Origin of the sequence: Streptomyces sp. NBC_00572, assembly GCF_026341815.1 — a bacterium.
GTDB lineage: Bacteria > Actinomycetota > Actinomycetes > Streptomycetales > Streptomycetaceae > Streptomyces.
The window spans coordinates 2,645,548-2,664,814 of the sequence record NZ_JAPENX010000001.1 but is presented as its reverse complement, the minus strand read 5'-3'; the positions used below and the strand labels follow the sequence as shown (position 1 = coordinate 2,664,814).

At 73.6% G+C, this 19,267-nt stretch carries 17 protein-coding genes and 1 riboswitch; of the genes, 10 read left to right on the top strand and 7 right to left on the bottom strand.

The window, feature by feature from the left end; all coding sequences use genetic code 11:
* Nucleotides 1–2: 2 nt before the first annotated feature.
* The gene (locus OG514_RS12180; RefSeq protein WP_266893795.1) at nucleotides 3–1,088 is read right to left on the bottom strand and encodes an LLM class flavin-dependent oxidoreductase; all 1,086 of its coding nucleotides are present in this window, start codon (nucleotides 1,086–1,088) and stop codon (nucleotides 3–5) included.
* A 176-nt stretch (nucleotides 1,089–1,264) separates the two neighbouring features.
* Between OG514_RS12180 and OG514_RS12175 the strand changes: the two genes are divergently transcribed.
* From OG514_RS12175 to OG514_RS12160, 4 genes are all read left to right on the top strand, one after another.
* Nucleotides 1,265–1,393: a DUF6126 family protein gene (locus OG514_RS12175; protein WP_266893793.1), complete on the top strand. Its 129-nt coding sequence runs from the start codon at nucleotides 1,265–1,267 to the stop codon at nucleotides 1,391–1,393.
* A gap of 83 nt (nucleotides 1,394–1,476) precedes the next feature.
* Nucleotides 1,477–2,700 carry a precorrin-6y C5,15-methyltransferase (decarboxylating) subunit CbiE gene (gene cbiE / locus OG514_RS12170; protein ID WP_266893792.1) on the top strand — a complete coding sequence of 408 codons (1,224 nt, stop codon included), beginning with the start codon at nucleotides 1,477–1,479 and terminating at the stop codon, nucleotides 2,698–2,700.
* Nucleotides 2,697–3,446, top strand: a complete 750-nt coding sequence (gene cobM / locus OG514_RS12165; protein WP_266893790.1) for a precorrin-4 C(11)-methyltransferase — start codon at nucleotides 2,697–2,699, stop codon at nucleotides 3,444–3,446. The genes cbiE and cobM overlap by 4 nt, the downstream gene beginning before the upstream one ends.
* A 271-nt stretch (nucleotides 3,447–3,717) precedes the next feature.
* Nucleotides 3,718–4,431, top strand: coding sequence for a hypothetical protein (locus tag OG514_RS12160; protein ID WP_266893788.1), 714 nt, complete (start codon nucleotides 3,718–3,720; stop codon nucleotides 4,429–4,431).
* 31 nt (nucleotides 4,432–4,462) lie between these two features.
* Here the strand turns inward: OG514_RS12160 and OG514_RS12155 are convergent, their stop codons facing one another.
* Nucleotides 4,463–5,587 (bottom strand): cobalt-precorrin-5B (C(1))-methyltransferase, encoded by a 1,125-nt coding sequence (locus tag OG514_RS12155; protein WP_266893786.1) that lies wholly within the window; start codon nucleotides 5,585–5,587, stop codon nucleotides 4,463–4,465.
* Nucleotides 5,588–5,599: 12 nt separating this feature from the next.
* Between OG514_RS12155 and OG514_RS12150 the strand changes: the two genes are divergently transcribed.
* Nucleotides 5,600–6,397, top strand: a complete 798-nt coding sequence (locus OG514_RS12150; protein WP_266893784.1) for a cobalt-precorrin-6A reductase — start codon at nucleotides 5,600–5,602, stop codon at nucleotides 6,395–6,397.
* Between the two features lie 65 nt (nucleotides 6,398–6,462).
* Here the strand turns inward: OG514_RS12150 and cobJ are convergent, their stop codons facing one another.
* The 3 genes from cobJ to OG514_RS12135 are packed head-to-tail and all read right to left on the bottom strand — an operon-like array spanning nucleotide 6,463 to nucleotide 9,856.
* Nucleotides 6,463–7,971, bottom strand: a complete 1,509-nt coding sequence (gene cobJ / locus OG514_RS12145; protein ID WP_266893782.1) for a precorrin-3B C(17)-methyltransferase — start codon at nucleotides 7,969–7,971, stop codon at nucleotides 6,463–6,465.
* On the bottom strand, nucleotides 7,968–8,603 hold the full coding sequence (locus OG514_RS12140) for a precorrin-8X methylmutase (RefSeq protein ID WP_266900827.1): 636 nt from the start codon (nucleotides 8,601–8,603) through the stop codon (nucleotides 7,968–7,970). Before OG514_RS12140 ends, cobJ begins: the two co-directional genes overlap by 4 nt.
* Before the next feature lie 14 nt (nucleotides 8,604–8,617).
* Complete coding sequence (locus OG514_RS12135; protein WP_266900826.1) at nucleotides 8,618–9,856, bottom strand: cobalamin biosynthesis protein CobG; 1,239 nt, start codon at nucleotides 9,854–9,856, stop codon at nucleotides 8,618–8,620.
* 287 nt (nucleotides 9,857–10,143) lie between these two features.
* Nucleotides 10,144–10,302, top strand: a riboswitch (cobalamin riboswitch).
* A gap of 35 nt (nucleotides 10,303–10,337) precedes the next feature.
* Here OG514_RS12135 and cobN point away from each other — a divergent pair.
* The gene (cobN, locus tag OG514_RS12130) at nucleotides 10,338–13,958 is read left to right on the top strand and encodes a cobaltochelatase subunit CobN (RefSeq protein ID WP_266893780.1); all 3,621 of its coding nucleotides are present in this window, start codon (nucleotides 10,338–10,340) and stop codon (nucleotides 13,956–13,958) included.
* Here the strand turns inward: cobN and abc-f are convergent.
* Together abc-f and OG514_RS12120 are read right to left on the bottom strand one after the other, a co-directional pair.
* Entirely contained in the window at nucleotides 13,955–15,553 is a 1,599-nt protein-coding gene (gene abc-f, locus OG514_RS12125; protein WP_266893778.1) for a ribosomal protection-like ABC-F family protein, read from the bottom strand. The genes cobN and abc-f overlap by 4 nt on opposite strands.
* Nucleotides 15,554–15,692: 139 nt before the next feature.
* Entirely contained in the window at nucleotides 15,693–16,040 is a 348-nt protein-coding gene (locus OG514_RS12120) for a DoxX family protein (protein ID WP_266893776.1), read from the bottom strand.
* 92 nt (nucleotides 16,041–16,132) lie between these two features.
* Here OG514_RS12120 and OG514_RS12115 point away from each other — a divergent pair, with 92 nt between their 5' ends.
* From OG514_RS12115 to OG514_RS12100, 4 genes are all read left to right on the top strand, one after another.
* Entirely contained in the window at nucleotides 16,133–16,576 is a 444-nt protein-coding gene (locus OG514_RS12115; protein ID WP_266893774.1) for a MarR family winged helix-turn-helix transcriptional regulator, read from the top strand.
* A gap of 156 nt (nucleotides 16,577–16,732) precedes the next feature.
* A complete protein-coding gene (locus OG514_RS12110; protein ID WP_266893772.1) occupies nucleotides 16,733–17,608 on the top strand; it encodes an alpha/beta fold hydrolase in 876 nt (291 codons plus the stop codon).
* A gap of 318 nt (nucleotides 17,609–17,926) precedes the next feature.
* The gene (locus tag OG514_RS12105; protein WP_266893770.1) at nucleotides 17,927–18,883 is read left to right on the top strand and encodes a DUF1648 domain-containing protein; all 957 of its coding nucleotides are present in this window, start codon (nucleotides 17,927–17,929) and stop codon (nucleotides 18,881–18,883) included.
* 2 nt (nucleotides 18,884–18,885) lie between these two features.
* Nucleotides 18,886–19,242 (top strand): GntR family transcriptional regulator, encoded by a 357-nt coding sequence (locus tag OG514_RS12100; RefSeq protein ID WP_266893768.1) that lies wholly within the window; start codon nucleotides 18,886–18,888, stop codon nucleotides 19,240–19,242.
* Nucleotides 19,243–19,267: the final 25 nt, after the last annotated feature.

Below are 19,267 nucleotides of genomic sequence, written 5' to 3'. Positions count from 1 at the left end.
GCTTACGACTCCTTCGTGTTCGCGGCGATGACGGCGGGGTGGAGCGGCGCGGTGGCGGGGACGCCGGCCGGGCGCAGGTTCTCGAACTCCTTGCGCAGCACCGGGACGACCTCCTCGCCGAGGATGTCGAGCTGCTCCAGGACCGTCTTGAGGGGCAGTCCCGCGTGGTCGACCAGGAACAGCTGGCGCTGGTAGTCGCCCACGTAGTCGCGGAAGGACAGGGTGCGCTCGATGACCTCCTGCGGTGAGCCGACGGTCAGCGGGGTCTCGCGGGAGAACTCCTCCAGGGAGGGGCCGTGGCCGTAGACCGGCGCGTTGTCGAAGTACGGGCGGAAGTCCCGTACCGCGTCCTGCGAGTTCTTCCGCATGAAGACCTGGCCGCCGAGGCCGACGATCGCCTGCTCGGGGGTGCCGTGGCCGTAGTGGGCGTACCGCTGGCGGTAGAGGCGGACCATCTTCTCGGTGTGCTGCTTGGGCCAGAAGATGTGGTTCGCGAAGAAGCCGTCACCGTAGTAGGCCGCCTGCTCGGCTATCTCCGCGGAGCGGATGGAGCCGTGCCAGACGAACGGCGGGACGCCGTCGAGCGGGCGCGGAGTGGAGGTGAAGCCCTGGAGAGCGCTGCGGAACTTGCCCTCCCAGTCGACCACGTCCTCCCTCCACAGCTTGTGGAGGAGCGCGTAGTGCTCGATGGCGAGCGGGATGCCCTGCCGGATGTCCTGGCCGAACCACGGGTAGACGGGGCCGGTGTTGCCGCGGCCCATCATCAGGTCCACGCGGCCGTCGGCGAGGTGCTGGAGGGTCGCGTAGTCCTCGGCGATCTTCACCGGGTCGTTGGTGGTGATCAGCGTCGTGGACGTGGAGAGGATCAGGTTCTCCGTGCGGGCGGCGATGTGCCCGAGGAGGGTGGTGGGGGAGGAGGGCACGAACGGCGGGTTGTGGTGTTCACCGGTCGCGAAGACGTCCAGCCCGACTTCCTCGGCCTTGAGCGCGATGGCGACGGTGTTCTTGATCCGCTCGTGCTCGGTGGGGGTACGGCCGGTGGTGGGGTCGGTCGTCACGTCGCCGACGGTGAAGATCCCGAACTGCATCGTGCTCACCTCTCGCATGCCTGGTGCCTCGCGGCTAGTGGTTGAAGCTTAAACTATCCCGCTCAACGGTGCCACCCCTCCGTCTATTCCGGTGCCACCCCTTCGTCTGTTCCGGTGCCATCCCTTGGTCTGTTCCGGCCCGTACCGAGCGCGCCCCGGCCCGTACCCTGGAGCGCATGACCGACCTGGAGCGCTGGAAAGAGCGCGGAGTGATGCTCCGCGTCTTCGTCTACGTCTTCGCGACGCACGCGTTCGCCGGCTTCGTCTGGATCCTGTTCTACGTGGGGCAGCACGCCGAGAAGTAGCGGCCCGCCCGACGCCGACGAGGCCGCCCGAGTGGGACCCGCCACGTACCGCCGGAAAACGGCCCTCACGTAAAGTCACGCAGGTGAACGGTGCGATAGCGGTCGTCGGAATCGGCGCGGACGGCTGGGACGGGCTCCCCGAGGGTTCCCGCCGCGTCCTGCGCGACGCCGAGGTCCTGATCGGCGCCCCCCGTCAGCTCGACCTGCTGCCCGGCGACGACTGCCCCGGCGAGCGGATCACCTGGCCCTCCCCGCTCCGCCCGGCCGTCCCCGGACTGCTCGCCGCCCACCAGGGCCGGACCATCGCGGTCCTCGCCAGCGGTGACCCGTCCTTCTACGGCATCGGCCGCACCCTCGCCGAAAGCGTCGGCGCCGACCGCCTCCGGATCCACCCGCACCCCTCCTCCGTCTCGTACGCCTCCGCCCGCCTCGGCTGGCCCCTGGAGGCCGTCGAGACCGTCTCGCTCGTCGCCCGGCCGCTCGCCGCGCTGTCCGCCGCGCTCCACCCGGGGCGCAGGCTCCTCGTCCTCGGCGAAGGCCCCGAGACCCCCGCCCGGGTCGCGGCCCTGCTCCGGGAGACCGGCTGGGGCGGCACCCGCGTCCGGGTCCTCGAACAGCTCGGCGGGCCCCGTGAGCGGCTCCTCGACGCGACCGCCGCCGACTGGCCGTACGAGCGGACCGACGCGCTCCATGTCCTCGCGCTCGACTGCGTACGGGACCCGGACGCGCTCCGGCTCGGCGCCGTGCCCGGACTGCCGGACGAGGCGTACGAACACGACGGGCAGCTCACCAAGCGGTACGTACGGGCCGCCACGCTCGCCGCCCTCGCGCCCGCGCCCGGCGAACTCCTCTGGGACATCGGCGGCGGCTCCGGCTCCATCGGCATCGAATGGATGCGGACGCACCGCTCCTGCCGGGCGCTCGCGGTCGAGAAGTCACCGGAACGCGCGGCGCGGATCGAGCGGAACGCCGACGCCCTCGGCGTCCCCGGCCTGCGGGTGGTCACGGGCCCGGCGCCCGCCGCCCTCACCGGCCTGGACGCCCCCGACGCGATCTTCATCGGTGGCGGCCTCACCGCACCCGGCCTCCTCGACGCCTGCTGGGACGCGCTCCCGGCCGGCGGCCGGCTCGTCGCCAACACCGTGACGCTGGAATCCGAGGCGCTGCTCGCCGACCGCTACCGCCGCCACGGCGGCGAACTGATCCGGCTCGCCGTCGCCGCCGCGGTCCCCGTCGGCGGCTTCACCGGCTGGCGCCAGGCGATGCCGGTCACCCAGTGGTCCGTCACCAAGGAAGAGGAAGCATGACCGTCTACTTCATCGGCGCGGGCCCCGGCGCGGCCGACCTGATCACCGTGCGCGGCGCGCGGACGCTCGCGAAGTGCGGGGTCTGCCTGTACGCCGGTTCCCTCGTCCCCGTCGAGTTGCTCGCCGAGTGCCCGCCGGACGCGAAGCTCGTCGACACGGCGCGGATGGACCTGGACGGGATCGTCGCCGAGATCGCCGCCGCCCACGAGGCAGGGCAGGACGTGGCCCGGCTGCACTCGGGCGACCCGTCGGTGTTCAGCGCGATGGCCGAGCAGATGCGACGCCTGGACGCCGCGGGCATCCCGTACGAGGTCGTCCCCGGCGTCCCGGCCTTCGCCGCGGCCGCTGCCGCGCTGAAGCGGGAGCTGACCGTCCCGACGGTCGGCCAGACCGTCATCCTCACCCGCATCGCGCAGCAGGCCACGCCCATGCCGGAGGGCGAGGACCTGGCGACCCTGGGCCGCAGCGGCGCGCTGCTCGTCCTCCACCTGGCCGCCCGTTATGTGGACCGGGTCGTCGGGGAACTCGTCCCCCACTACGGCGCGGACTGCCCGGCCGCGGTCGTCGCCATGGCCAGCCGCCCCGACGAGATCGTGCTGCGGGGCACCCTGGCGGACATCGCGGCCCAGCTGAAGGAGGCCGGCATCACGAAGACGGCCGTCATCCTGGTCGGCCGCACGCTCGCGGCCTCGGAGTTCCGCGACAGCCACCTGTACGACCCGGCGCGCGACCGGCACATCTGCTGATCTCCGTCTGCGCACGCGCCGGGGCCCCGGGGAGTCCGATCCCCGGGGCCCCGGCGCGTGGACGTCGGGTGTTCCGACGTCGGGCGCCGTACGTCAGCGCCGTACGTCGGGCGCCGTAAGCCAGGCGCCGTACATCAGGCGTTCGGCCGCTTGCCGTGATTGGCGTTCTTCTTCTTGCGGGCGCGCCTCTTGTTGCCTCGCTTGGCCATGGGGCTCCCTCTCGCTCGGGGGGTATGTGCTGGTAAGCCTAGGTTCGTGACCGGGGGGCCGCATGTCGGCCGTCAGTGGCGTGCGGTCTCATGGAGGGGTGACTGTCTACGACGTGGCCCGGGCGCTGCCGGGTATCGAGGAACTGCGCGACCACAGCCGGGGGCTCGCGATGGTGGAGGCCGTGCTCTGCCCGGAGTGGGAGAGCCGGTACTACTCCTTCGACGCCCACTGGTCGGAGCGCGAGCAGCTGGCGTCGATGAAGGACGGTTCGGGCGGCGAGTACACGATCGTCCTCTCGCCGGCGGGGGCTTTCGCGCGGGCCTTCGACCACGAGTCGCCGATGAGCCCGTTCGGGCCGCTCGCGGACGGGCAGACCTGGCCCGGGGTGATCGACGGGGTCCCGGAGGCGTTCCGGGAGTACCTGACGGAGCCCGCGTTCACCGACGAGGACGGGGTCCACGTGACGACCGCCTGCCTGTGGCGCGAGCCCGCGGACACGGCCTGGCACACGGGCCCGGTGGAGTTCACGGACCTGGAGGACGGCGAGGACCCGGACGGCTCCGGGCGTCTCTTCCACCTGCTGACGGACCGCTCGGCGGAGGCGTACGCGGAGTGGGCTTCGGACTACTACGAGCGCCCGGTCGACATCGAGGCGGTTCGCCACCTCCTCGCCCTGCGCCCGCTGACGGCCGAGGTCGTCGCCGCCCTCAACCCCGAGGTGACGCTCGCGGACCTCGCCGAGGACGTGACCGAGATCGGCTACCCGACGGCCTGACCGCGGACAGGAGGCGGCCGCGGCGCCGCGGCTACGCGCCCGGCCCCGCCGCCTCCGACCGGCCCACCACCGTCCCCGCCCGGTCGATGCAGATCACGTCCACCGCCACCGGAGCGCCCCGCAGGACCGCGAGGGACTCGTCGCGGGCGCGGGCGGCGACGAGGTCGCCGAGGGGCACGCCGGCGGCCTCGCAGAGGCGGAGCGCGGCGAGGCCCGTGTTGGCTTCGGCGATCTCCGCGGCGAGGGCCTCGGAGGCGCCGCCGGTGCGGGCCAGGTCGGCGAGGAAGCCCTTGTCGACCTGGGAGCGGGCCGAGTGGAGGTCCAGATGGCCGGCGGCCAGCTTGGAGAGCTTCGCGAAGCCGCCGCAGATCGTGAGGCGGTCGACCGGGTGGCGGCGGATGTACTTGAGGACCGCGCCCGCGAAGTCGCCCATGTCGAGGAGTGCGATCTCCGGCAGGTCGTAGAGGGTGGAGACGGTCCGCTCGGACGTCGATCCCGTGCAGCCCGCCACATGCGTCAGACCGCCCGCGCGGGCCACGTCCACACCCCGGCGGATCGAGTCGATCCACGCCGAGCACGAGTACGGGACCACGACACCCGTCGTGCCGAGGATCGACAGGCCGCCCAGGATGCCGATCCGGGGGTTCCAGGTGGAGCGGGCGATCTCGGCTCCGTTGTCGACGGAGACGGTGATCTCGACGTCGCCGCTCCCGCCGTGCCGGGCCGCGACCTCCGCCACGTGCTCCCGCATCAGCTGCCGGGGCACCGGGTTGATCGCCGGCTCGCCGACCTCCAGGGGAAGCCCCGGCAGGGTGACCGTGCCGACGCCCTCGCCCGCCCGGAAGACGACGCCGGAGCCGGCCGGCAGGAGCCGTACCGTCGAGCGGATCACGGCCCCGTGCGTGACGTCCGGGTCGTCACCCGCGTCCTTGGTCACGGCGGCCATGGCCGTACCGGCGTCGAGGGACTCCGCCGTCAGCGCGAAGGACGGGGTCTGGCCCTTCGGCAGCGTGATGGTCACCGGGTCCGGGAAGTCGCCGGTCAGGAGCGCCGTGTACGCGGCCGTCGTGGCCGCCGTCGCGCAGGCACCCGTGGTCCAGCCCGGGCGGAGACCGGTGTGCTTGAGTTGGGCCTCACGCCCGCCGCCTGAAGTCACGAAGAGGCTCCTGTGCACATACTCATTCTCGGGGGGACCACCGAGGCCCGCGCCCTCGCGGGCCTGCTGCACGGCCGGGCCCGGGTCACCAGCTCCCTCGCGGGACGGGTGGCGAGTCCCCGGCTGCCCGAGGGCGAGGTCCGGATCGGCGGGTTCGGGGGCGTCGACGGGCTCGTGGAGTGGATCGGCGCGCACGCCGTGGACGCGGTCATCGACGCCACGCATCCCTTCGCCGAGCGGATCAGCTTCAACGCGGCCCGGGCGGCCGCCACCGCCCATGTTCCCCTGCTCGCGCTGCGCCGCCCCGGCTGGGTCCCGGGGGACGGCGACGACTGGCGCTCCGTGGCGTCCCTGGAGGAGGCGGCCGGGGCCCTGGACGGCCTCGGCGACCGGGTCTTCCTGACCACGGGCCGGATGGGCCTCGCGGCCTTCGCGGACCGCCCGGAGTGGTTCCTGGTCCGCTCGGTGGACGCCCCGGACGCCCCGATGCCGGCCCGCACCGAGGTCCTCCTCGACCGGGGCCCGTTCACCCTGGACGGCGAACGGGAGATCCTCGCCCGCCACCGGATCGACGTCCTGGTGACGAAGGACAGCGGCGGCGCGGCGACCGCCCCGAAACTGACCGCGGCCCGCGAGGCGGGCCTCCCGGTCGTCGTCGTCCGCCGCCCCCCGGTCCCGGAGGGCGTCCCGGTGGCGGCGACGCCGGAAGAAGCGGCGGCCTGGGTGCAGTTGCGCAACGCCGTCGGCCCCACCGGAGTGCCGTTCTCCCCGGACGGCGGGACAGTCCGCGTCGATTGCCCGGGCGACTAGGGTCTCGGCACCTTCCTCCGCCAGTGGGCCCGCTGTCGGTCACCCGTCAGCAGGCCCCGTCGCGCCTACCCGTAGCGGCGCGGCGTCCACGTGATCGTCCGGCCGTCGGCCCGCTCCACCGCACGCGTCTGCGAGGAGCCGATGAGCAGCAGGGTGCGCATGTCGACCTCGGAGGGCTCCAGGGCCTTCAGAGTCACCACCCGGACCGACTGCTCGGGGCCGCCGACATCACGGGCGACGACCACCGGGGTCTCGGGCGACCGGAGTTCGAGCAGGAGGTCGCGGGCGGCGGCCACCTGGTGGGTACGGGACTTCGATCCCGGGTTGTAGAGCGCGAGGACCAGGTCGGCGGCGGCCGCGGCGCGCAGCCGGGCCTCGATGACGTCCCAGGGCTTGAGCCGGTCGGAGAGCGAGATGGTCGCGTAGTCGTGGCCGAGGGGGGCGCCCGCGGCGGCGGCGGCCGCGTTGGCGGCGGTCACCCCGGGGAGGACCCGTACGGGCACGTCCGCGTACTCCGGCTCGCAGGCGACCTCCAGGACGGCCGTGGCCATCGCGAAGACGCCCGGGTCGCCGCCGGAGACGACCGCGACCCGGTGGCCGCGGCGGGCCAGGTCGAGGGCGAACTCGGCACGCTCGGACTCGACCTTGTTGTCGGAGCCGTGCCGGATCTGCCCGGGGCGGAGCACCGGCACCCGGTCCAGGTAGGTGGTGTAGCCGACGAGGACGTCCGCGTTGACGAGCGCGCCGCGCGATTCGGGGGTGAGCCAGGGCGCGCCGGCCGGTCCGGTGCCGACGACGACGACCTCGCCCCGCTCGCGTACGGCGGGTTCCCGGTCGATGCGGGAGGGCAGCACGGCGACGGAGAAGTACGGGACGGACGCGGGGTCGACGTCCACGAGGTCCCCGGTCCGCTCGCCCGCCATGAACGCGCGCTCCACGTACCGGGCGTCGTCGAGCCGCCCGGCCCGCTCCAGGGCCCGCTTCACGGCGGGGAAGGTGCGGCCGAGCTTCATCACGACCGCCGAGTCGGTGCCCGCGAGGCGGGCCGTCAGCTCGTCCTCCGGCAGGGTGCCGGGGATGATCGTGAGGACCTCCTCCGCCTCGCACAGCGGCTCACCGAGCCGGGCCGCGGCGGCGGACACCGAGGTGACACCGGGGATGACGGTGGTGTCGTAGCGGTCCGCGAGCCGCTTGTGCATGTGCTGGTACGAGCCGTAGAACAGCGGGTCGCCCTCGGCGAGGACGGCGACCGTGCGGCCGGCGTCGAGGTGCGCGGCGAGGCGGGCCGAGGCCTCCTCGTAGAAGTCGTCGAGCGCGCCCCGGTAGCCGCCGGGGTGGTCCGTGGTCTCCACCGTGAGCGGGTACATCAGCCGCTCCTCGATGTGGTCCGCACGGAGGTGCTCGGCGGCGATCGAGCGGGCGATGGAACGGCCGTGGCGGGCCGAGTGGTACGCGATGACGTCGGCGGCGGCGATGGCCTTCACGGCGGCCACCGTCATCAGGTTCGGGTCGCCGGGGCCGAGCCCGACGCCGTAGAGCTTGCCCTTCACGGCCTCTGTTCCGGTCTCGCTCATGCCTGGATCTCCGCTTCGTGGGCGATCGCGTTGATGGCGGCGGCCGTCATCGCGCTGCCGCCGCGCCGGCCCCGTACGACGAGGTAGTCGAGGCCCAGCTGCTGCGCGGCCAGGGCCTCCTTGGACTCGGCGGCGCCGATGAAGCCGACCGGTATGCCGAGGACGGCGGCGGGCTTTCCGGCCCCGTCCGCGACCATCTGCAGGAGGTGGAAGAGGGCGGTCGGCGCGTTGCCGATGGCGACGACGGACCCTTCGAGGCGGTCCCGCCACAGTTCGAGGGCGGCGGCGGAGCGGGTGGTGCCGAGGTCGGCGGCGAGCGCCGGCACGGACGGGTCGGAGAGGGTGCAGATCACCTCGTTGTCGGCGGGCAGCCGACGCCTGGTGACACCGCTCGCGACCATCTGGGCGTCGCAGAGGACCGGCGCACCGGCGCGGAGCGCGGCGCGGGCGTTCGCGACGACCCCGGGGGAGTACGCGATGTCCTGGACGAGGTCGGTCATGCCGCAGGCGTGGATCATCCGGACCGCCACCTGGGCGACGTCGGCGGGCAGGCCCGCCAGATCCGCCTCGGCGCGGATCGTGGCAAAGGACTGGCGGTAGATCTCCGCCCCGTCCTTCTCGTAGTCGAACATCCTGTTGCTCTCGCTCATCTCGTCGTGCGGGCCGTGGTCACGGCTTCGGGCAGGGCGGTTCGGGGGGTGGGGACGCCGTCCACCAGGTAGTCGCCGCCGGCGGTGGCGAGGACGTCGGTCCAGTCGCCGTGCGGGTGTCCGCAGCGGCGCTCGCAGCCGGAGAAGTGCACGGGGAGGCCGGGGCCGTGCCCGTGCCCGTGGCCGGGTGCGGGGCGCGGGGCCGCGTCCGCGCGGACGTCGGCGAGGGACTTGGCGCAGCCTGGCCGCCCGGTGCAGGCGGTGACACCGGCCCAGGGGGAGTCGGGACGGGTGATCAGGCCGTGTGCGTCGAGGGCGGGCAGCCGGTCGGCGCCGGCCCCGACCACGACGACGCCGCGCCACGGCGTGAGCCGCACCTCTTCGGCGGGGAGCAGTGCCCGGAGCTGGGCGGCGGTGAGACGGCCGAGGGGCGCGAGCACGGAGAGGGCGGTGGGGCCCAGGACGCCGGGGGAGGGGGGATAGCCGTGGGGGAGTACGGGTGTGTGGACGGGCTCCGCCGTCACCCCCGACTCCGCCACGTCCACCTCGTACCCCTCCGGGAGTTCCCGGACCCGCCAGGCCCCGGTTCCGGCCTTCCGCGCCGTGGTGAGGAACCCGCCCGCCACAGCCAGGGCCGCGCCGGGCGCGTCGGAGCCGGAGAGCCGGACGGCCCGCCCGCCGACGTGCAGTTCCGCCTCTCCGGACGTCACTGCGACCAAGGTCACATCCCCGCCGAGGCCGGCCACGTCACCGCGTCCGTCGTCGAGGACGAAGAGGAATCGGCCGGAAAGCGCCGCCGCCCAGGGCGCGGCGCACAGCAGCGCGTCCAGCTCGCGGGCCCACAACTGCACGTCGGAGGTGCCGAGTCCGTCGAGGCCGGCGGCCGGGGAGGCGACGATGTTGCGGACGCGCTCGTGCGTGGGGGAGGGCAGCAGGCCCGCCTCGGCGAGGAGCGCCGCCAGCTCGGCCCCGCAGCCCTCGGAGAGGCCGCGCAGCTCCGCGTTGCCGCGCGAGGTGATGCTGAGCCGTCCGTCGCCCAGGGTCTCCGCCGCGTCCGCCAGGAGCTCTACCTGACGGGACGTCAAGCGGCCTCCGGGCAGGCGGAGTCGGGCGAGGCGGCCGTCGTCGGCGGAGTGCAGGCGCAGCGCCCCGGGGCACGCGTCGCCACGGTCCCGTATGCGAGGTTCGCCCGGGTCGGGCGGCGGGGGCGGGGTGGGCGGCATGGCGGCGAGCATACCGACGGGCCACCGGGCGGCCACCGGGTGCGATCCGGCCGACGCGGTGGCCGACGCCACGGCTGACCCGGGGGCCGACGCCACGGCTGACCCGGGGGCCGACGCGATGGCCGGCCCTCGGTCGGGGCCTGACGGCCCGCGGCCGGAAGGGGGTCGGCCCGCGGCCGGACGCCGGTCTGCCCGGACCCGGAAGCCGACCTGCCCGGAGCCGTCGGCGGGCCCGGCGCACGATCCCGCCCGCAGTGTGATCCGGCCGACTGCGCCACCCGACCCGGCCCGTCGGCCGCACGATCTACTATGCAGACGGCATGGGGTCCCAGGACCCCGGGGAGGAAGCCCGGTGAGAATCCGGCGCGGTCCCGCCACTGTGAGCCGGCCCGGACTGTGCGTCTGCACGATCCAGGGACGGTGAGTCAGGAACTCCCGCCGTCCATACGACCACCCGGGGCGCGGACAACCCCGAGGAAGGCCTGCGCTCGCCATGCTTCTGCTGCTGTCGCACTCCGACACCGACCTGCTCAGCGCCCGCGCGGCCGGCGGCCCGGTGGAGTACCGCTTCGCCAACCCCGCCCGCCTTCCCCTCGCCGACCTGGCCGGCCTGCTGGCCGAGGCCGAGCTGGTCGTCGTACGGCTCCTCGGCGGCCTCCGTTCCTGGGAGGAGGGCCTCGACGCGGTCCGAGCCGCCGGAAAGCCGATGGTGGTCCTCAGCGGCGAACAGGCCCCCGACGCACAGCTGATGGAGGCGTCCACCGTCCCCGTCGGCGTCGCCACCGAGGCGCACGCCTACCTCGCGCACGGCGGCCCCGCGAACCTGGAACAGCTGGCCCGCTTCCTCTCCGACACCGTCCTGCTCACCGGTCACGGCTTCGAGTCCCCGGCGGCCGCCCCCACCTGGGGCCCGCTGGAGCGCACCCCCCGGACGACCGACGGCCCGACGATCGCGGTGCTCTACTACCGCGCCCACCACATGAGCGGGAACACCGCCTTCGTCGACTCGCTGTGCGAGGCGATCGAGGACGCCGGCGCCCAGGCCCTCCCGCTGTACGTGGCATCCCTGCGCGCCCCCGAGCCGGAGCTGCTCGACCGCCTCCGTACCGCCGACGCGATCGTCACCACCGTCCTCGCGGCGGGCGGCACCAAGCCCGCCGAGGCGCAGGCAGGCGGCGACGAGGAGGCCTGGGACGCGGGCGCGCTGGCCGCGCTCGACGTGCCGATCCTGCAGGCCCTCTGCCTGACCGGTTCGCGCGCCGCCTGGGAGGAGAACGACGAGGGTCTCTCCCCGCTGGACGCCGCCAGCCAGGTCGCCGTTCCCGAGTTCGACGGCCGGCTCATCACCGTGCCGTTCTCCTTCAAGGAGATCGACGAGGACGGTCTGCCCGCGTACGTCGCCGACGCCGAGCGCGCGGCCCGCGTCGCCGGGATCGCCGTCCGGCACGCCCGGCTCCGGCACATCCCGAACGCCGAGAAGAGGCTGGCGCTCGTCCTCTCCGCGTACCCGACGAAGCACTCCCGCATCGGCAACGCCGTCGGCCTGGACACCCCCGCCTCCGCCGTCTCGCTGCTGCGCCGACTGATCGCCGAGGGGTACGACTTCGGCCCCGAGGCCGACCTTCCCGGCCTCGTCTCCGGCGACGGCGACGAGCTGATCTACGCCCTCATCGAGGCCGGCGGCCACGACCAGGACTGGCTGACGGAGGAGCAGCTCGCCAAGAACCCGGTCCGCATCCCGGCCGCCGACTACAAGCGCTGGTACGCGACGCTCCCCGAGGAGCTGCGCACCCACGTCGAGGAGCACTGGGGCCCGGCGCCCGGCGAGATGTTCCTGGACCGGTCGCGCAACCCGGAGGGCGACATCGTCCTCGCGGCCCTGCGCCGCGGGAACCTGCTGATCCTCATCCAGCCGCCGCGCGGCTTCGGCGAGAACCCGATCGCGATCTACCACGACCCCGATCTCCCGCCGTCCCACCACTACCTGGCCGCCTACCGCTGGATCGCCGCCCGCGCCGAGGACGGCGGGTTCGGCGCCGATGCCATGGTCCACCTGGGCAAGCACGGCAACCTGGAGTGGCTGCCCGGCAAGAACGCCGGTCTGTCCGCCGCCTGCGGCCCCGACGCGGCCCTCGGCGACATCCCGCTGATCTACCCGTTCCTGGTCAACGACCCGGGCGAGGGCACCCAGGCCAAGCGCCGCGTGCACGCCACGCTCGTCGACCACCTGGTGCCGCCGATGGCCCGCGCCGACTCGTACGGCGACATCGCGCGCCTGGAGCAGCTGCTCGACGAGTACGCGCAGATCTCCTCCATGGACCCGGCGAAGCTGCCCGCGATCCGCGCCCAGATCTGGACGCTCATCCAGGCCGCCAAGCTCGACCACGACCTGGGCCTGCAGCAGCGCCCCGAGGACGACGGCTTCGACGACTTCCTGCTGCACGTCGACGGCTGGCTGTGCGAGGTCAAGGACGCCCAGATCCGCGACGGTCTGCACGTCCTCGGCGGCGCCCCGGAGGGTGAGGCCCGGGTCAACCTGGTCCTCTCGATCCTGCGCGCCCGCCAGATCTGGGGCGGCACGCAGGCGCTGCCCGGTCTGCGCGAGGCTCTCGGTCTCGACGAGTCGGCGGCGACCCGCACGACCGCCGACGAGGCGGAGGCGAAGGCCCGCGAGCTGGTCGAGGGCATGGAGGCGGCGGGCTGGTCCGTGGACGCGATCGCGGCCGTGGCCGCCGCGTACGGCTCCGAGGTGCACGCCGTGCTGCGCTTCGCCTGCGAGCAGGTCGTGCCGCGCCTGGCCGGCACCACCGACGAGCTCACCCACGCCGTGCACGCCCTGAACGGCGGCTTCGTCCCGGCCGGACCCTCCGGTTCGCCGCTGCGCGGCCTGGTCAACGTCCTGCCGACCGGCCGGAACTTCTACTCCGTCGACCCGAAGGCCGTGCCGTCCCGGCTCGCCTGGGAGACCGGGCAGGCGCTCGCCGACTCCCTCCTGGAGCGCTACCGCACCGACAACGGCGAGTGGCCGACGTCCGTCGGCCTCTCCCTGTGGGGCACCAGCGCGATGCGCACCGCCGGCGACGACGTCGCCGAGGCGCTCGCCCTGCTCGGCGTCCGCCCGCTGTGGGACGAGGCCTCGCGCCGGGTGAACGGCCTGGAGCCGATCCCGCTCGCCGAGCTGGGCCGCCCGCGCGTCGACGTCACCCTGCGCATCTCGGGCTTCTTCCGCGACGCGTTCCCGCACGTCATCGGCCTCCTCGACGACGCCGTCCGGCTCGTCGCGGGCCTTGAGGGCGAGTCCGCCGAGGAGAACTACGTCCGGGCGCACGCCCAGGCCGACCTCGCCGAGCACGGCGACGAGCGGCGCGCCACGACCCGCATCTTCGGCTCCCGGCCGGGCACGTACGGTGCGGGCATCCTCCAGCTGATCGACTCGCGCGACTGGCGTACGGACGCGGACCTCGCCGAGGTGTACACGGTGTGGGGCGGCTACGCGTACGGCCGCGGGCTCGAAGGCCGCCCGGCGCGCGCCGAGATGGAGACGGCGTACAAGCGGATCGCGGTGGCCGCGAAGAACACCGACACCCGCGAGCACGACATCGCCGACTCCGACGACTACTTCCAGTACCACGGCGGCATGGTGGCGACCGTCCGCGCGCTCAAGGGCACGGCCCCCGAGGCGTACATCGGCGACTCCACCCGCCCCGAGACCGTCCGCACCCGGACGCTCGTCGAGGAGACCTCCCGGGTCTTCCGCGCCCGCGTGGTCAACCCGCGCTGGATCGAGGCGATGCGCCGCCACGGCTACAAGGGCGCGTTCGAGCTGGCGGCGACCGTCGACTACCTCTTCGGGTACGACGCCACGACCGGCGTCGTCGCCGACTGGATGTACGACAAGCTCACCCAGGAGTACGTCCTCGACCCGGAGAACCAGGCCTTCCTGAAGGAGGCCAACCCCTGGGCCCTGCACGGCATCGCGGAGCGGCTCCTCGAAGCCGAGTCGCGCGGCATGTGGGAGAAGCCGGACCCCGAGACCCTGGCCGCCCTGCGCCAGGTGTTCCTGGAGACCGAGGGCGACCTCGAAGGGGCGGCGGACTCCTCCGACGAGGACTAACTCCTCACCAGGGTGGGGGTCGGTGCCAGTTCGAGGCGGCGGCCCCGGAAGCCCTCCCTGAGGCGCCGGTCGTGGGTGACCACGACCAGCGTGCCCGGGTAGTGCGCGAGCGCGGCCTCGATCTCCTCCACGAGCGCCGGGGCCAGATGGTTGGTCGGCTCGTCGAGGAGGAGCAGATCGGCCGGTTCGGTGACGAGGCGCGCCAGTTCCAGTTTCCGGCGCTGTCCTGTCGACAGATACCGGACCGGGGTTGTCAGGTCCCCGGCGGAGAAGAGACCGAGGGCGAGCAGTTCGCCCGTGCGGTCCGCTCCGAAGGCCTCGCCCACCGTACGGGGGTCGGTGGGTGGGGCCGTCTCCTGACGGAGCGTTCCCACCCGGGCGGGCACCTTCACCGTGCCCGCGTCCGGGGCGAGTTCACCCGCGAGCACTTTCAGCAGGGTGCTCTTCCCCGCGCCGTTCGGGCCGGTGACCAGGAGCCGCTCACCCGCGTCGAGGTGGAGGGCGTCGAGCCGGAGCCGGCCGTCCACGCGGATGCCGGCGAGGTCGACGGGCGCGCCTTCCCCGCTGATCTCCGCCCGGAACCGGAGCGGCTCCGGCGGTGCCGGTACCGGGTCGGTGGTCAGCCGGGCGAGCCGCTCGCGGGCGGCCCGGATCCGGCTCATCGCCCCGTGCGCCCGTGACCGGGCCCGGAAGGCCCCCGCCCCGCTGAACGCCGCCGGGGCCTTGCGCGGGATCGCCGAGAAGCGGTCGATGTGGGTGTCCGCGAGGGCCCTGTACCGGGCGAGTTCGGCTTTCCACTCCTCGTACTCCCGCTGCCTTCGGGCTCGTTCGGCGGCGCGTCCGGCGAGGTAGCCGGCGTAGCCGTTGCCGTAGCGGCGGACGGTGTGGCGGTCCTCGTCGACCTCCAGGACGGCGGTGGTGACCCGGTCGAGGAAGACCCGGTCGTGGGAGACGACGACGACCGTGCCCCGGTGGGCGCGCAGCCGCTCCTCAAGCCAGGCCACGGCCTCGTCGTCGAGGTCGTTGGTCGGCTCGTCGAGCAGCAGCAGTTCGGGTGCGGCCGACAGGACGGCGGCGAGGGCGAGCCGGGAACGCTGCCCGCCCGACAGGGTGCCGAGCGGCCGGGCGCGGTCGAGCGGGCCGGGTTCGCCGAGCCGTCGGAGGGTGGTCTCGACCCGCCGGTCGGCCCCGGCGCCGCCCCGGGCCTCGTAGACGGCGAGCAGCTCCGCGTACCCGGCGAGGTCACCGGTCACGGCGAGGTCCGCCTCGGCTGCCCGGATCGCCCGCTCCAGCTCCCGCACTTCAGCGAGCGCGTGGTCGACGGCGTCACCGACGGTCGCGGTCGCGGGCAGGTCCAGGGTCTGGGCGAGGTGGCCGAGGCCGCCGGGGGTGTCGACGGTCACCGTGCCGTTGTCGGGGGTCTCCAGACCGGCGAGGAGCCGGAGGAGGGTGGACTTCCCGGAGCCGTTGTCGCCGACGACGCCGAGGCGCTCGCCGGGGCGGACGGTGAGGATGACCCGGTCGAGCACGGTCCGGTGGTGGACGTGCCGGTCGTCGTAGCGCTTGCTGACCTCGGTGAGTTGGGCACGGAACAAGGGCGGCTCCTGGCGTCGGCGACAAGGCAATCGTGATACGAGACGTCTCGTCTCGCTTCATCGAAGGTACGTCACAGTGAGGCCGTTGGCAAGACGCTGCGTCTCGTTCGGCTCTTCCGGTCGACCGGCCCGGTCGGGCTCAGGCGGAGATCGTGCGGAGCGTCAGCGCGGCTATCGCGAGCAGGGTGAGGACCACGACCGGTGCGATCTCGTAGTCCTTGGCCCGCAGGTGGGTGATCAGGGCGCCGATGAAGTAGAGGGCCACGCCGATCGCCGCCGCCCCGCCCAGTGCCGGCACGGCGAGCCCCGCGAGCAGGCCGAGCGCGCCCGCCGCCTTCAGGCTCGCCAGTCTCGGCAGCCAGGAATCCGGCACGTCCAGCTTGGTCATGCTGCCGACGATCCGCGGGTTGCGCGTGAAGGTCAGGAAGGCGGAGGCGGAGAGCGCGAAGGCGAGCAGCGCCGCGACGACGACATAACCGATGAACATGGACGTACTCCAATGATCCGAGAGCTTCAATCGTTGAACTGTATCAACGATTTCCATCACTCCACAATAGGGTTGTTGCTACGGTGGACGACATGGCAGCTCTCCCGACCGACCGCCTCGGCTTCCTCCTCTCCTTCCGTGGGGAGCTCACCGGCGCGCGCATCCGCGCGGCCCTGGGCGTCGCCGGACTGCACCCGAGGAACGCGATGACGCTGATGCGGCTCGCCCCCGGGTCCATGAGTCAGCGGGAGCTGGCCGCCGCCATGGAGGTCGACCCCAGTCAACTGGTGGCGATTCTCAATGAGTTGGAGTCGGATGGGCTCGCCGAGCGGCGCCGCGACCCGGCCGACCGGCGCCGTCACATCGTGGAGATCACCGAGGCGGGCGCGGTGGCGCTCGAACGGGTCGACGCGGCGGTGAGCGCGGCGGAGCGCGAACTCTTCGGTGACCTCACCGAAGCCGAACAGACCTTGCTGCGCGGGTTGTTGGGCCGCGTCGTGGTGGACCCCGCCGAGCACGACTGCGACGGCGGGTAAGGGCGGCTGGCAAGGACGGCGGGTAAGGGCGCCGGGTGAAGGATCCGGGTGAAGGATCCGGGAAAAGGGTGCTCGAAGGGGCGCTCGCGACCGATGAGTTCCGGTGGGGTCGGGGGTCTACCCCCATGAAGCGCCCACCACCGAGGAGACATCACCATGGCCGAGACCGACACCCGCACCCTGGTCACTGCCGGCGCGACCCTGCGCTACGACGTTCGCCCCGGCACCGGGACCGACGAGCGTCCCCTGCTGCTGATCGGCTCCCCGATGGACGCGAGCGGCTTCACCACGCTCGCCTCCCACTTCGCCGACCGGACCGTCGTCACGTACGACCCGCGCGGAGTGGCCCGCAGCGAGCGCACCGACGGTGCGACCGAGACGCTCCCCGAGGAGCACGCCGACGACCTGGCCCGGCTGATCGAGGCACTCGGCGTCGGCCCCGTGGACGTCTTCGCGAGCAGCGGCGGCGCCGTCAACGCCCTCGCCCTGGTGGCCCGGCGCGGCGACCTGGTGCACACCCTCGTCGCGCACGAGCCCCCGACGGCCCAGGTCGTCCCGGACCGGGAGGCGGCCCTGGGGGTCTGCGCCGACGTCCACGCGACCTATCTGCGGGAGGGCTGGGGACCCGCGATGGCCAAGTTCCTCGCGCTGACCGGCCGCAAGGGCGAGTTCCCGGCGAACTGGGCCGAGGAGCCCGCGCCCTCCCCGGCCGCGTTCGGCCTGCCGGCCGAGGACGACGGCTCGCGCGGCGACCCGCTGCTCGGCCAGAACATGCGCGGCTGCACCTCCTACGTCCCCGACTTCACCGCCCTGCGCGCCGCGCCGACCCGGATCGCCGTCGCCGCGGGCAAGGAGTCCGAGGGGACGTTCGCCGCCCGTGCGGCGGTCGCCGTCGCCGAGGGCGTCGGCACCCCGCTCGCCGTCTTCCCGAGCCACCACGGCGGCTTCCTGGGCGGCGAGTTCGGTCAGCAGGGTGCCCCGGTGGAGTTCGCGGAGGCGCTGCGCGCGGTCCTCGACGACAGCGCCAACTGACCTGCTCCGGTCAGCCCTTCGACGCGGCGGCGGCCTGTACGGCCGCCGCCGCGTCGACGTTTCCGAGCCCCGGCTCGGCCAGCGGGTCGACGCCGGTGTCGACGCCGGTGTCGACGACGGCGATGACGCTGTCCTCACCCTTGGTCGTGTTCCAGGCGTCCGGGGGCGGCGCTGAAGATCTCCCTATTAGTCAGCATTTGGACTATTCGACAAGCTGTGGACGGGTCCGCATCCCGACCTCGCCTCGACTGCAAGACGAGTTGTTCTAGCGAAGTGCGAACAACTTGTTCTATCCTGATGCAAACAAAGGGGGGTTTCATGAACCACGCCACGCTCCGAGTCCGCAACTTCGCCGCGCTCCCGTTCGACCTCGCGATCGCCACCTACCTGATCCTGCTCGCCGTCTGGGACGACCGGATCCCCGACACCCTCGCCACCCATTTCGGCGGCGACGGAAGCCGTGCCGACGGTTTCACCGGCCGTGTCGCGTTCGCTGTCATCAGCGTCGGCCTGCTCCTCGTGCTCCGCATCGGCTGGAGGGTCCTCGTCCGCCGTACCGCCCTGTGGGGAGCATGGGCCACCGCCGGATTCGCCGGAACGCTGCTCGTCCTCGTCCTGTGGGACAACCTGGACGCCGTCGACCCGGCCCGGGTCACCTCGCCGCTCACCAACCTGGCGCTCGCCGCGGCGGTCGCCGCCGTACTCGCCCTCGTGGGACGCGGGCTGACCCTGCTCGTCCCGCCGGGCGACCCGGCCGGACAGCCCGCCGAGACCGACGGCCCCCGGCTCACGCTCGGCGCGAGCGAGGTGGCCGGCTGGAGCCGCGCCACCGCCTCCCTGCCGCTGTTCCTCATCGGGGTGATCGCCCTGGTCATCCCGGTCGGCCTGGTCCAGGAGCTCTGGCCCGACGCCCTGCTCGCGCTGCCCGGTCTGGTCATCGGCGTACCGTGCCTGGCCCTCGCCCGGATCCGGGTCACCGTCGACCGGCGTGGCGTCACCGTCAGGCCCTCGCTCTTCTCCTGGCCACGCGTGCGCGTGCCGCTCGACGAGGTCGCGGGCGCGAGCGTCCGGGACCTCGACATCTCCACCGTGCACACCGACTTCGGCGGCTGGGGCTACCGGGTCCGGGGCCACCGGACCGGCATCATGCTGCACTCAGGCGAGGCGCTCGTCGTCCGGCGGAACAGCGGCCGCGAGTTCGCGGTCACCGTGCCCGACGCGCACACCGCCGCCGCCCTCCTCAACACGCTCGCCGAACGGCATGGGAAGGTCTGACCGTGCTCTTCCGTGTCGACCCGGCCTCCGCCGTGCCCCTCGGCGACCAGATCGCCGCCTGCGTCCGGGGCGCCCTCGCCGACGGCTCCGCCGCACCCGGCGAGCGCCTCCCGGCCGCCCGGGAACTCGCCGACTCCCTCGGCGTCAACGTCCACACCGTCCTCCGCGGCTACCAGCGGCTCCGCGAGGAGGGCCTGATCGAACTCCGCCGGGGCCGCGGCGCCCTGATCGTCCCCGGCGCCACCGCCCCCGACCGGGCCCGCCTGGTCTCCCGGCTCCGCCAGGCGGCGGCGGACGCCCGCGAGCTGGGCCTGACCGACGAGGAGTTCGTGGAACTGGCGCGTACGAGCCTGGGATGAGCCAGGCAGCCCCGGCGGCTCAGGC